We start from the raw sequence: 13,102 nt of genomic DNA, 5'->3' as shown, positions 1-13,102 counted from the left end.
TTAAGCCGGACCCGGGTCCGGCTATTGCTTTTCTGTTTTGCCAAACACGCAAACCCGCTTTGGGCGATTATTCGGGAGTCTTTAATTGTTTTTCGGCAGTTCGGGGCCTGTGTGTCACGGCTATGATGGCGGCATAGTCAACCCGAAGGAGATCTCCATGACGATAGGCCGACGCCAATTTTTAACCGGCACCCTGACCCTTGCCGGTGCCACAGCCCTGGGTGGCAGCTTGCTTGGCTGTCGCGACAGCGGAGGCAACACCTCGGCACCGACCACAAGCCCAATGGCAACCAATCCCGAAGTCACGCCCAAAGGCGAGCCTACCGGGCTCAGGGCCAGAGCCGCGGCACCAGCGCGTTTTCGCAGCAGTGATACCCACCTTGAAGCCGGTTACCTTTGGGCTTCGGCCCAAGCCCTGTCGCTGGTGCGCCGTGGCGATGCAGTCGGTGACTGGTATGAGGCGGCATTGCCCAACCGCGAAGCCTTCTGCATGCGGGATACAGCACACCAGACCTCGGGGGCGGCCGTGCTGGGACTGGCGGATGTCAGCAAGAATATGCTGACCAAATTTGTGCAGGGGATTAGCGCCGAACGGGATTGGTGCAGCTATTGGGAAATCGACCGCCACGACAGGCCAGCGCCCGTGGACTACACCAGCGACCAGGACTTTTGGTACAACCTGCCGGCCAACTTCGATCTTATCGATTGCTGCTGGCGTCAGTACCTGTGGACCGGCGATAAGGATTACCTGGAGCACCCGGATTTTGTCGAGTTTTATGAGCGTACCGTCAGCGACTATGTACGCCGTTGGGATAGAACAGGTAACGGTATTATGGACAGCACCGCCGATCTCAGCCGTCGTGGTATCGCTTCCTATGACGAGGCGCTGAGCAACCTGCAAACCGCCTCGGATCAAATAGTGATCCAGGCCAGTGGTTACCGGGCCTACGGCGCCATGTTGGCGCTGCGGGGCGAACATGATCGCGCAGATATGATGCAGCAGGAAGCCAGCCGTTTATTGAATCTGTACAACCAGGAATGGTGGAATGACGCCGGCAACCACAGCTACGGCGCCCTGCTGCGCGATGGCAGCAAAACCGACATTGAGTATTACTATGGCCTGTATTTCGGCGCCTATAACAACAGCGACCACAGGCAGAAGGCCATGGCGACCCTGCTGGCCCATCCCGCGCCATCGGTGGAATACCTGAGCCACTTCCCCGACATCTGTTACCGCTATGGCCTGGCTGAGCAGGGCCATCAGCAGTTGCTGCGGTTGACTGCGCCTGAGCTGCCGCGCCGCGACTATCCCGAAGCCTCATTCTGTGCCGTCGGTGCCTATGTCGCCGGCCTGATGGGCATCAGCGCCGATGCCCGCAGCAACAGCGTAAGTACCAGACCGCAACTGAGCCAGGCAACCGAGTGGGCCGAAATAGATGAACTGAGCCTGCTGGGCCGTCGCATCAAGGTCAGCCACAGGGGTAATGGCGACACCGAGCTGACTCTGATTGCCGGTGAGCCGCTGCAATGGCGCGCCATGTTTGCCGCCGAAGCCCCCGTGCTTAAGCTCAATGGCCAAGCCATGACCACCAAGCAGTGCTTTGCCGAGGGGGAGATTAAGCTCAGTTACCTGGACGTGCCGCTGACCCCGGGGCAAAGCGCCAGGGTGCAGCTGGGCTGAGTTAGTGCTTGGTGATCTGGGGGGCGGTTTGTGGCTGTTGCCTGGAGCAGCATAAGGGCTTGCAGATTGCCATCCCGGCTGCCATTGTGGATTGTGACAGCAACGAATGCGTTGCTGTCATTTATTACGCCCCAGGAGCCAAGCCATGACAGATGCCAGCACCAACCTGACCTTCCCAATGACCGGCGGTTGTCTGTGCGGCGCGATACGTTTCTCAATCAGCGCAGCGCCTTTCGATGCCGATTACTGCCACTGCCGCCGCTGCCAGCAAAGTACAGGTGCGCCTGTGTCCGCCTGGATGGATTTCAAGTTTGAAGAGGTGAGTTGGCTCCAGGGGCTGGTGAAGGAATTTGCCTCCACCGACAAGACATTCAGAGGCTTTTGTGGCGACTGTGGCTCGACCTTAAGTTTTCGTCACCGCGACTATCCCCAGTACCTGACCCTGGCCATAGCCGCCCTCGATAGCCCTGAGTTGATTTCACCCAGATACCACATTTATACCAGCAGCCAAATGCCCTGGTTCAATCTGTGCGACGAACTGCCCAGGTATCCCGGATCACGAAGTCAGGGGAATCCTTAAATCCCGACTTCAGCGCTGCGCCGTTCCAACAGCATTACATCGCGCCACTGTCCGTGCAGTTGTCCGAGCTTGCTGCGTCTGCCCACAATATTGAAGCCGTTTTTCTGATGTAGGGCGATGCTGGCCTGATTTTCCGGGAAGATACCTGCCTGCAAGGTCCAGATCCCCTGTTGCTCAGAGGCGTCCACCAGGTGACTCAGTAAGGCCTGGCCTATGCCGCGACCACCAAGGCCGGTGTCGACATAGACGCTGACCTCGGCCACGCCGGCGTACACGGCGCGGCTGGAAATAGGGGATAACGCCGCCCAGCCGACCACTTCGCCGTCCAGTTCCGCCACCAGACGGCAATGGGGCAGCAAAGAGCTGTGCCACTCATCCCAGGACTTGGCCTGCAACTGGAAGGTGGCATGGCCCGTGTCTATGCCCATTTGATAGATGGCGCCGACGGCGGCAAAGTCGGCCTCACAAAAGTCTCTGATGATCATGCTGTTGCTCTAATTAAGGGTGCTCGCGTTATTGATACTGATCAGCTGCTCTGTGGCTGTTGCCCGCTTGGTTTAAGGCTAAAGAACTCCATTGGCTGATAGGAAATGCCATCGCGGTGGCCTACCTCACCGTGGGCCACAAACCCCAGCTTTTGATATACGGGCACGGAATACAGGGAAGAGCGCACCAGATAGCGCTCGGCGGGGCAGAGGACCATGGCCCTTTGCCACAACTGCCGCGCCAGTCCCCGGCCGTGGAAGGCTTCGGCCACAAACAGGTGATACAGGTAATCGGGTTTTTGCAACGACAGGTAGGCGGCGATGCTGCCATCGATTTCCACCACCAGATTCAGCTGCTTGTCACTGCTGAGTCTGGCATTGAAGGCATCCGGTGTCAGGGTATCGCTGAACCAGGCGGGCAAGGCTTGGCTCGGGTCATCCTGAAAATAGCCCGCCAGGGAAGTGACCAGCCCGGCCAGTGCCTGTGCGTCTGTAGTAAGCGCGGTGCGGATTAGCATGGGGTGACTCCCTTATTCTTCATTGGCTTGGTTAAAAGCTCGTCCTGGTTCAACAGCAATCTTGTCACAGCCAAGGCATGACTCCACTATCAAGCAGCGCCAGCTTTAACACCAGCAGGGTGGATACCACCAACAACATGGGTTTGACCAATTTGTTGCCCTTTAGATGTACCAGTTGCGAGCCGTATCTGGCGCCTATCCACTGGCCGCAGGCCATGGCTATACCCACGGACCAGGCCACCTGGCCGCCCAGGATAAAGGCGCCGAGGGCCGCGGCGTTGGATACCAGCAGAAACAATTTGGCATGGGCAGTGGCCTTTGCCGTGTTATGGCCCAGCAGAGCGAGAAAGCCGATGGCAAAAAAGGACCCCGACGCCGGACCAAAGAAGCCATCGTAAAACGACAGCAGGGGGACGACAGTCAGGCCAAACAGCAGCGGCGGGATCCTTTGCCGGGTGTCGAGATCCCCAAGCCTGGGCGACAGCAAAACATACAGGGCCACGGCGACTATCATCCAAGGCAGCCATAGCTGCAGCACCTCGCTGCTGAGTAGCTGGATAGCCAGGGCGCCCAGGGCCGAAAAGCCAAAGCAGAGCAGTAAAGGCAGCTTAAGCGAGCCCGGGGCAATCAGGCCTTGCTTCAGGAAATAGCGAACCGAGGAGAGCTTACCAAACAGAGCCTGCAGCTTGTTGGTCGCCAGCGCCTGGGCCGGGCTGAGACCGGCCAGCATCAGCGCCGGCAGGGAAATCAAACCGCCGCCACCGCTGATGGCATCGATAAATCCGGCCACCAGTGACACCAAAGATAATGCCAGCAGCGTGGTCAGGGGCAAGTCGGGCATAAGAAGCGCTTTATTCTTTGAGTTTTTGACATTTTTGACTCTGGATACCAGGTGCTACAGCTGGGTAAGATCAGCCTATCTCGAAGGACGTCACCCCGTACAGGCGCGAAAGCGGCAGCTCGGGCGCATCACCTGTGTACATTCTGGCGGTCTCGAATGACAACATCATTTTGTGCCGCTCGGCCAGCGCCATGGCGCTTGGGTTGACCTCGGCCACATCCAGAAACACGGCATCCCCGGTACTTACCTTGGCCTTCAGCGCCGTCAGCAGCCGCTCGGCAATTTCCGGGCTGTCTGCCTGCAGCGGCCCGATTTTATAGCCGTTGCGGCAGGGGCGAATGACCCCCTGTCCCAGCAGCTTACCCCTGTGTACCAGTCCTAAAGCGTGGCAACCGGGCTGGGCTATCCAACTCCGGGTAAAGCGACTCCGGTCGGCGGGGAAGAAGGACCTGTCATAGGCCTCAATCATGGCAAAGGGCAGAGAGGACAGCGGCACTATGTCGTCATCCGCCTGGGCTTGAGCACCACCCTGTCCCTGAAAACGGATATTGCTGTAGGCCAGCTTGAAGCCGGACTTACGGTAGTTGTCCTGCTGGGCAAGCACCCCGTCCAGGCCTATGTTGCAGCCATCGAGCCTGGCCATGGCTGCCTGCCACAGGGCCATGCCGTGGCCCTGGCCACGAAAGCCGGGCTTGACCAGATAAAAGCCGATAAAGCCGAATTCGCTGTCATACCTGACCGCGGAGATACAGCCTATGGCCTCGCCATTCAGACTGGCCAGCAGAAAACCGTCTGGATCGGCCTGGTAATAGCAGTCGCCATCGTTCAGGCCAGGATTCCAACCTTCGGCGGCGGCCCAGTCCAATGCCATATCCAGCTGGGGCCGGGTCATGGTGTCAATTCGCAGGCTCATGAGCGTGTCCTCAATGACTCTGGGTTGCTGCAAGGTTTACAGCATGTCGCGGTTGCAGTAGGTGGCGCGTTCAAAATCGCGGATATTGACCGCTATATAGGGCACCTGGGGGAACAGCTCGGTCAAACGCGTCACTATGGCCTTGGAAAGATTGGCCTTTTGCTCCGTGGTGCGGCCCTCCATCACGTTGGCGAACACGTGAATGAAATGCTGACGTTGGTTGCCCACGGAATAGGTCTTGAACGGATTGACCCTGACCTTGATGTCATTGTCATCGAACAGGCCTGAGGCGCTGGCCACCAGGAATAACTGTTCATTGATATATTCCTCGTCCTGAAACGAGAGCACTTCGTGGGCGCAATCAACAACGAAATGTGGCATGGGGACTCCTTGTACTGCCGGGGGATGGTATCAGTTTGCCTGGGTAACTTGGTTATTGCGGTACACGTTGGGATTCCAGGCGTGCATGAAAATCTCGGGGTTTTCTATGGCGGTAAAGCCGAACTGGGCATAAAGGCCGTGGGCATCCCGGGTGGCCAATACCATGCGCCGCAGCCCCTGCAGATCAGGATGGGCCACTATGGCCTGCATCAGACGCTTGCTCAGACCCAGCCCCCGGAATTCTTCCAGAATAAAGACGTCGGCCAGGTAGGCAAAGGTGGCTTTGTCGGTGATCATCCGGGCAAAGCCGACCTGGCGACCATCGTCCCGATACACACCAAAACAGAGTGAGTTTTCTATGGCCCTGGCCATTACGGCCTCGGGAATATTGTTTGCCCAATAGGTGTTGGAAATGAAACCGTGGATGACGGTGAAATCCAGTTTGCTCTTGTCTGTGCTGATTTCAAAGTGTGGCATGGCTATCTCCCTGAAGTGCCTTAGGCCTTATTGAGGGTGGCGGTCAGCAGGCCTGCGCCCACCAGCATACCACCACTGGCTTGGTTGAAACGGCGTTGAAAGTGGGCCGAGCGGATCCTGGTGCGCAGATATCCGGATGACAGGGCGTAAAAGGAGGCGCTACAGGCCGACACGGCGAGAAAACTGCAGGCCAATATCGCCATCTGCGGCAGCAGCGGCGCTTGGGCGTCGATAAACAGCGGGAAAAAGGCCATAAAGAAGATGATGCCCTTGGGATTCAGGGCTGTGACCAGCAGCGAGTCACGGAAAATCGAAGCCCTGTTATGCGGCGGCGCTGAGTCGCCATGTATGGCCTTGCTGCGCCAGGATTTGATCCCCAGGTAAATAAGGTACAGGGCACCTAGCCACTTGATGACACTGAACAGGCTGCTGGACAGCGCCAGCAGGGCACCGACTCCGGCCAGTGACAGGGACATGGCGATCAGATCGCCGCACAGCACTCCGGCAACCAGGGGAATAACGGACCTTTTACCGTGACTCAGGGCTTGTCCCATGACCAACAATACTGTGGGACCCGGCGTGAAACACAGCAAGATGGCGGCGGTGATAAAGGACAACCAAAGCTCGGGACTCATTTGCTACTCCATCAGACAAAAAGAGGCCGCCGTGGTGACGACTGCCGCCTAGCATATCAGGCTAAGCTGATGTATGTAAGGCTAAAAATGACTCGACGGGGCTGGACAGACGAGCGCCGGGAAGTCGGTAAACTCACCGGGGATCCCAAAGTCACCCATGCCCACGTATTCCACCTTGACCGTCTTGCCGTGCAGTTCTTCGATAAACACCAAACCCGGGCCGGGATTGCCGGGCTCGGGGCAATAGTACTTGTGCTCCACCGAGCCGGGATCCAGCGGGGTCCATTCTTTGATGACCAGGCAGTTGCTGTAATCGCCAAGCGCTATGTGCACCTCGGCATGGGTTCCCTTGACCGCTCCCCAATCCTCGGCCTCGTCTTCCTTGAATTCCTGGCGATAGCGCATGCCGGCTTCGGGCATGGCGAGCATCACCAGTCCGGGCTCGGCATCATCGCCTGCCAGCCAGGAGCCCTCGTCGGTACACATGCCTTCATCGTCATAGGATAAGGTATCTTCACCGAAGTACCAGACATTGCCCGCGCTGTCCTGGGCATAATAGTCCAGGGTGTCTTCCTCCAGCACGGCCTGGGCGGGATCGCAATCGGCATCCTCTTCGGGCTCATGTATCCAGGCTTGATCCCGTACAGTCAGCACCGGATAGCCCATGACTGTGTCAGTATCCCTGAGCACCGTTATCTTGTTGTATTCGCAGCCATCCTCGGTTTCGGCCAGGTACCTGAATGAGGCCCCCAGTGGCAGCGGCCAATAGGGATTGGAGATTGTGCTGCTGAAGTCTTCGGCCGGTGGCAATGGCAATTGCACTTCAACCGCCAGGGCCAGCGGGGCCGGCAGCGTCAGCAGTAAGCCAGACAGGAGACAGGAGGTTCTGATTTTCATTTACCGCTACCTCAACTTCGGAGAAAGTTACCGACTGAAGCGTGGCTTGATGGGCTTGAACCGGGTGTGGACTTGCCGGTTTTCGGGCGCTTTCGCGGGCGGAAGGCAGAGGCGATTCAAGGTCTATCAGGCAACGGATTCAGACAGACCTTCCTAAGTATGGGTTTATATCCACAAAGGACTAAAGACCCTTTTGATCCCACACATTGAATCTATATGCCCTATTTCCATTAGCGGCCGGGCAACGGCATTAACAGGTTATTATTCTGAGGCCTTCTTCCGCGGAAGGTGGTTCAAAATACTGACTGATTTGATAAAACATGGCTTCGGTGTCGAATTGGGCCCGCTGCGGCTGCTCGATACGGCGCTTGGCTATCTGAGCCAGACACTGCTCATCGGTGAGATTGAGATACACAAGCTCGGAGTCACAACCGACCTCTCTGCACAGTGCCAAAAACCAGCGCCGCTGGGCGGCGGTATTGGCCGGAAAGTCCATTACCACCTGGGTCCCGGCGCCGAGGATCCGCTGCACATGGGATTTGATAAAGGGCTTGATCAGTGCTGAATACTTAAGGTAGTCGGCAATGGAGTGGATCTGGTCCGGATAAAAGGCGGCCAGACACTCGTCCTCAGACAGCAAAACGGCGTTTTTCTCCTGCGCCAGCCGCTTGGCATGGGTGGACTTGCCGGCACCCATCTTGCCGCAGAAAAACGTCAGGCTTGGCCCCGTTTTTGGCTGTGCATCCTCTATTTGTACGGCTTGTTGCTCCATGCTGTCTCCTGTTGGGGCCGCCTCCAGAGTCTTAAGTCAGCGCTGGTTGAACCGCTCCCGATGCGAAAGCGAAATCAAAATCGTAGTAATGCTGGCCGGCCTCAATGCGAATAGCCATGGTGCCGGACAAACCTGCCAGCTCCCCGGTTCCCGAATCGGGTACCACTTCCAGCACCAGCCTGTCCTGACCCCGGTTCATGGTGCCAAAGTGTTGCAGCACAAAGCTGCCACGCTTGCCCATCAGGATGCCCGTCACCTGTTCAATGGCCACATAGCCGGCAGAGCCTTTGATCTCGGTCATGGCCGACAACATTTCGCCCTTACTGTCGGCGTTGAGTTCGCCCTGGAATTGTTTGTCGATGGACATGCGTCCGAGTCTGATGCCGTCCCGACCCTGGGCATAGCCTTCCAATGGTTTAAGTTGCACGCTAAAGCTGCCTGAAATTTTCATCCTGATCCCTTTTTCCTTGATTAACAATTCATTGCATTTTGACTAATGCACTGTCCAGATAGGGCAGTATGCAACATCCCCACAGATAAGACACTCAAAATAGAGTCGAACCGAGTGAGCCGGTTGCAGGCTTATCTTTGTAGCAGTCCTATGTTTTATGCAGCCTTATCTTTGTTGCAACCAGCGCTTCAAAGGTGTCAGCCATTCCTCTCTGGGCAGATAAAACTCCCCATGCATCCGCCCGGTATTGAGCGGTAGTTCGTCAAATGCGGCCAAATCCGGGCTCTGTTCCACCAAGTGTTTGCAGGAGCCGATCAAATCATCATGTATTTCGTAGATGGACAGCACCAGACCGTGGAGGATGAACTTGTAGTTATTGGGGGACGGTTTGGAGCAACCGGCCAGCACGGCGTAGCCCAGCTTGTCGTTGCTGCTCAGGGTCGATACCTGGGTGGTGATGCCGCCGCCGCGGGAAAAGCCCACCAGAGAAATGTGCTCCGGAGCCACACCTGCTGCCAACAATTGGTCCAGTTTGGCCACTACCTTGCGGGCGTAGTCCTTGGGCTTGGTACCGGCAGGACGTTGCTCGGCCACCAGGAAATAGTCCTCGGAATCCAGCGCCGCGATAATTGCATCAAAATCGTACACCCCAAAGCGACTGGATACGGGTTTTCTGTCCGTGCCCTCGGCGATGGCGCCGTGGAAAAAGAACAGATAATGGCCGGCTTTTTCCACTGGCAGGGCATCCATATCGGCAATCACCTTGGCGCCTGCCAAGGGTGAGATTAATGCCATTAAAAAGATCATTAAGTTACGCATTCGGCTTCCTGTCATTCTGTTTCCTGGCATTTTGTTTCCTGAGAATAAGTTTAACAATTCAATATTTCCTTTTGATGGGTGATTGCTTTTGCTGCAAGGCGTCAGGCGAGCTGTGCCAGTATTTCCCGGACCACGGGCACGACCGACAGCACCAGCAGGGCCGCCATGGCAAAATTAAATCCTTTGCGGCTACGCTCGCTGCCGAGCCAGTTCTTCAGCAGCGAGCCGAATACCAGCCACAGACCGACACTGGGAAAGGACACGATAAAAAAGATCAACGCTATGGTCATGTTTTGGCTGTAGAAACCGGCGCCTGCAGAAGTGAATGCGGCTATGGCTCCAGTGGCAACCACCCAGGCCTTGGCGTTGACCCACTGAAACAGGGCACCCTTCATAAAAGTCAGCGGCTTGCTCTGGTGTTTGGCGCTGATTTCCCCTGCGGATCTGGCGATCAGCAACGCCAGGTACAGCAGGTACAAGGTGCCTACGCATTTGATGAGCAGATGCAGCCCGGGAAATACCGCAAACAGCTGGGCAAAACCCAGGCCCACAAGCAAGAGCATCAGGGTAAAGCCCAGGCAAATTCCCGCCAGCAGCGGCAGGCTCTTCTTAACACCAAAGTTAAGCCCCGAGGTCATTACCATAATATTGTTCGGACCGGGTGTGACGGAGGAGGAGATCGCAAACAGCACCACAGCAAAATAAATAATCCATTTATCGTTAATCCTTAATCCCTAATCCTTAATCCTTAATCCTTAATCCTTAATCCTTAATCCTTAGTCCGTCAGTGAAGTTAAGAGCGGCTACTGCTTCCATCAGGATGGTCTGGGTTTGCCGTAACCTGAGGCTCTGATTTGGATCAGGACTCAGGCTTATCCCGCTTGTCATCCGATTCTTTATCGCTCAGTTTGGCGATAAAGCCAAAGTAAATACACACCAACAGCATCAAGGCGCACCAGATAAGGCTGAAGTAAAATCTCAGTGGTTCGTGTTCCGGGGTGATGAGGTGGTAATCTCTCCAGGCTGTACGGTGGCTAAAGGCTCCCTTTGTTATTGGGTCAATCAGGAACCAACCAAAACCAACACTAGCGACACGGGCAATCCAGCGGGAAGTGCGATCGACTCTCATCAAACTCTGCTCATATTTCAAGGTATTGGGTTAAGGCAAGCCGTAAAATGCCTGAATGCTCAAGGGCGATTTCGGTTTATGCCAGTCGTGCGCCGTTGGGCAGCGCCATATCAACGGCGGCGAGCACCACGGAACCATCGGGGCGATGCAATCCAGTTACCAGGCACTCGGATTTGAACGGGCCAATTTGCTTTGGCGGAAAATTAACAACCGCAAGCACCTGTTTGCCCAGCAGCGAATCCTTGGTGTACAGAGTCGTTATTTGAGCGCTGGATTTTTTGATACCAATTTCTTGGCCAAAATCGACCTTCAATTTATAGGCCGGACGACGCGCTTCGGGAAAGTCTTCAACTTCGATGATGGTGCCAACCCGGATATCGACTTTCAGGAAATCATTCCACTCGATATATTCCATATTCAGCCCACGTGTTTCAGAAAGAATATTAGGATAATCAAGAGTAACCGGCCGTAAGTCAACCAAGAGCCGACTGCGTCGCATGGCTTGGCAATAAGATTGGGGCTAGGTCAGTGTGTCACTGTGAGCTTGTCATCCAGCTCTGTTTCATTGTGGTTGTCACTGTGGGCGGTTCAGAGGGGCATTTGAATAAGCCCAAAAAACGGCGCCCAAAGGCGCCGTTAATTCTTGCTGTCGATATTGAGCACCGACAATTTTCTGGGGTTAAATGGCCGCTGTAGCCCGCTGCAGCCAGGCCAGCTCATCACCTGACATCAGTGGTGACAATGTGGTAAGCACCTTGGCGTGGTAGCTGTTGAGCCAGTTCAGCTCGGTTTCGGTCAGCAGTGCCTTGTCTACCAGACGGGTATCTATGGGGATCAGGGTCAGGGCCGAGAACTCATAGATTTCCCGCTCGGCACCGGCCAGGGCGGCGCAGGGCTGCACCACTTCCAGGTTTTCGATGCGAATGCCGAAGGCATGGCCACGGTAATAGCCAGGCTCGTTGGAGACCACCATGCCTGGCAGCAGGGCCACGCCGTTGCTGTTCTTGGCAATGCGCTGGGGGCCCTCGTGAACGCTGAGGAAATGGCCGACGCCGTGGCCCGTGCCGTGGTCGAAATCAAAGCCGTGGTGCCACAGGTGTTGACGGGCAAAGGCGTCCAGCTGCTGGCCGGTGGTGCCCTTGGGGAAGCGTGCCGTCGCCAGGGCGATATGGCCCTTGAGCACCAGGGTCACCATCTTGCGCTGCTCGGCGGTCACTTCGCCTATGGCCAGGGTGCGGGTGACGTCTGTGGTGCCATCCAGATACTGGGCGCCCGAATCCACCAGGTAGATGCTGTTCATGGTCAGCCTGGCCGGGGTGCCATTCTTGTGGTTGTAATGGCACATGGCGGCGTTGGCACCGGCGGCGGAAATGGTGTCGAAGCTGGGCTCGCGGTACAGGGGATCCTGCAGGCGGAAGCTTTCCAGTTTAACCGCCAACTGGTCCTCGTCGTGGAGACGACCGGCGCTGACCTCGGCATCGAGCCAGGCGAGGAAGCGGCTCACGGCCACGCCATCACGGACGTGACATTCGCGCATCCCCTTGAGCTCGCTTGGATTCTTGGCTGCCTTGATCAGGGCGACCGGGTCCATGCCTGCCACCAGTTTGGCGCCGGCGTCGCGGGCACAGAGTTGGGACCAGGCGTTGGCACTGTTGGGATCGGCCAGCAACTTCTTACCGCCCAGTGCCTGAAGTGCGGCTTGCAATTCGTTCTCGGGGTGGAAGCTGACGTTGGGCCCCACGTGGTCGGCGATGCCGTCCGGCACTTTGGCCGGGTCGACAAACAGCTGCATCCGGCCATCGGCCCACAGCAGCGCCGAGCCCAGTACCACGGGCAGGCGCGGTACATCGCGGCCGCGGATATTGAGCAGCCAGCAGAAGGAATCCAGGGCCGTGACGAGTGCCACATCGGCGCCGGCCTTGGCCACCAGGGCGCCTACTTCATGGCGCTTGTCTGCACTGCTGCGACCGGCACTCTGCTCGCTGAACAGCATGATGGGCTGAACTTGCGGCACAGGCCTGTCGTGCCAGTGCATGTCTATGGGATTGGTTATTACCGCCACCAGGCTGATGTCGGCCTTGGTCAGCACTGCGTTGGCCTGTTCATACCAGGCCAGGGTGTGCATGCGGGCATCGAAGCCCACCTTGCTGCCGGCGGGCAGGGTGTCGGCCAGGTATTGGGGTTGGGGCGTATCTGTCAGGCTCTCGTAATTAAACAGCTCGCCGTTGACCTGCTCACGCACCTGCACTGTGTAGCGGCCGTCAACGAAGATGGCGGCGCTGTGGGTCATCACTATGGCCATACCGGCGGAACCGGTGAAGCCTGTGGCCCAATGCAAGCGCTCGTTTTGCTCGGGCACGTATTCGCCCAGGTATTCGTCGGCGCGGGGAATGATAAAGGCATCAAGCCCTTGGCTGGCCATCTCGGTACGGATGGCGTCCAGGCGGGCACCAATGGCGGGGGACTGCTGTGCTGACATAGGGAGACCTTGAGTTAATGAGCCGCTTGTTTGAGTAAGAGTAA

Annotated in this window: 17 protein-coding genes; 2 read left to right on the top strand and 15 right to left on the bottom strand. The window is 56.9% G+C overall.

The annotated features are described in order from the left end of the window. The first annotated feature begins 157 nt into the window (after positions 1-157). Both JYB85_RS14985 and JYB85_RS14980 read left to right on the top strand, forming a co-directional pair. Positions 158-1,681, top strand: coding sequence for a glucosidase family protein (locus tag JYB85_RS14985; RefSeq protein ID WP_207379931.1), 1,524 nt, complete (start codon positions 158-160; stop codon positions 1,679-1,681). A 145-nt stretch (positions 1,682-1,826) separates the two neighbouring features. Next, positions 1,827-2,261 (top strand): GFA family protein, encoded by a 435-nt coding sequence (locus tag JYB85_RS14980; RefSeq protein WP_207379930.1) that lies wholly within the window; start codon positions 1,827-1,829, stop codon positions 2,259-2,261. Here the strand turns inward: JYB85_RS14980 and JYB85_RS14975 are convergent. From JYB85_RS14975 to JYB85_RS14905, 15 genes are all read right to left on the bottom strand, one after another. Continuing rightward, positions 2,258-2,746 carry a GNAT family N-acetyltransferase gene (locus JYB85_RS14975; protein WP_207379929.1) on the bottom strand — a complete coding sequence of 163 codons (489 nt, stop codon included), beginning with the start codon at positions 2,744-2,746 and terminating at the stop codon, positions 2,258-2,260. The genes JYB85_RS14980 and JYB85_RS14975 overlap by 4 nt on opposite strands. A gap of 41 nt (positions 2,747-2,787) precedes the next feature. Further along, positions 2,788-3,264 (bottom strand): GNAT family N-acetyltransferase, encoded by a 477-nt coding sequence (locus JYB85_RS14970; protein WP_207379928.1) that lies wholly within the window; start codon positions 3,262-3,264, stop codon positions 2,788-2,790. A gap of 64 nt (positions 3,265-3,328) precedes the next feature. After that, a complete protein-coding gene (locus JYB85_RS14965) occupies positions 3,329-4,105 on the bottom strand; it encodes a TSUP family transporter (protein ID WP_207379927.1) in 777 nt (258 codons plus the stop codon). 70 nt (positions 4,106-4,175) lie between these two features. Further along, positions 4,176-5,018: a GNAT family N-acetyltransferase gene (locus tag JYB85_RS14960; RefSeq protein WP_207379926.1), complete on the bottom strand. Its 843-nt coding sequence runs from the start codon at positions 5,016-5,018 to the stop codon at positions 4,176-4,178. Positions 5,019-5,054: 36 nt separating this feature from the next. After that, positions 5,055-5,399 (bottom strand): 5-carboxymethyl-2-hydroxymuconate Delta-isomerase, encoded by a 345-nt coding sequence (locus tag JYB85_RS14955; protein WP_207379925.1) that lies wholly within the window; start codon positions 5,397-5,399, stop codon positions 5,055-5,057. Positions 5,400-5,429: 30 nt separating this feature from the next. Beyond that, entirely contained in the window at positions 5,430-5,876 is a 447-nt protein-coding gene (locus JYB85_RS14950; RefSeq protein ID WP_207379924.1) for a GNAT family N-acetyltransferase, read from the bottom strand. A 20-nt stretch (positions 5,877-5,896) separates the two neighbouring features. Beyond that, positions 5,897-6,511, bottom strand: a complete 615-nt coding sequence (locus JYB85_RS14945; RefSeq protein WP_207379923.1) for a LysE family translocator — start codon at positions 6,509-6,511, stop codon at positions 5,897-5,899. An 81-nt stretch (positions 6,512-6,592) separates the two neighbouring features. Beyond that, the gene (locus tag JYB85_RS14940; protein WP_207379922.1) at positions 6,593-7,408 is read right to left on the bottom strand and encodes a hypothetical protein; all 816 of its coding nucleotides are present in this window, start codon (positions 7,406-7,408) and stop codon (positions 6,593-6,595) included. Positions 7,409-7,658: 250 nt separating this feature from the next. Next, positions 7,659-8,180, bottom strand: a complete 522-nt coding sequence (locus JYB85_RS14935) for an AAA family ATPase (protein ID WP_207379921.1) — start codon at positions 8,178-8,180, stop codon at positions 7,659-7,661. 31 nt (positions 8,181-8,211) lie between these two features. Further along, entirely contained in the window at positions 8,212-8,631 is a 420-nt protein-coding gene (locus tag JYB85_RS14930) for a DUF3224 domain-containing protein (RefSeq protein ID WP_207379920.1), read from the bottom strand. A gap of 165 nt (positions 8,632-8,796) precedes the next feature. Then, positions 8,797-9,450 (bottom strand): alpha/beta hydrolase, encoded by a 654-nt coding sequence (locus tag JYB85_RS14925; RefSeq protein ID WP_207379919.1) that lies wholly within the window; start codon positions 9,448-9,450, stop codon positions 8,797-8,799. A 101-nt stretch (positions 9,451-9,551) separates the two neighbouring features. Further along, a complete protein-coding gene (locus tag JYB85_RS14920) occupies positions 9,552-10,094 on the bottom strand; it encodes a LysE family translocator (RefSeq protein ID WP_207379918.1) in 543 nt (180 codons plus the stop codon). Positions 10,095-10,309: 215 nt separating this feature from the next. Beyond that, entirely contained in the window at positions 10,310-10,579 is a 270-nt protein-coding gene (locus tag JYB85_RS14915) for a hypothetical protein (protein ID WP_207379917.1), read from the bottom strand. 76 nt (positions 10,580-10,655) lie between these two features. After that, a complete protein-coding gene (locus JYB85_RS14910) occupies positions 10,656-10,994 on the bottom strand; it encodes a tRNA-binding protein (RefSeq protein ID WP_207379916.1) in 339 nt (112 codons plus the stop codon). A 264-nt stretch (positions 10,995-11,258) separates the two neighbouring features. Then, the gene (locus JYB85_RS14905; RefSeq protein WP_207379915.1) at positions 11,259-13,058 is read right to left on the bottom strand and encodes an aminopeptidase P family protein; all 1,800 of its coding nucleotides are present in this window, start codon (positions 13,056-13,058) and stop codon (positions 11,259-11,261) included. Between the last annotated feature and the right edge of the window lie 44 nt (positions 13,059-13,102).

The organism is Shewanella sedimentimangrovi, from assembly GCF_017354965.1.
Taxonomy (GTDB): Bacteria; Pseudomonadota; Gammaproteobacteria; order Enterobacterales; family Shewanellaceae; genus Shewanella; species Shewanella cyperi.
The sequence above is the reverse complement of the archived record's forward strand: the minus strand, read 5'-3'. Positions and strand labels throughout refer to the sequence as shown.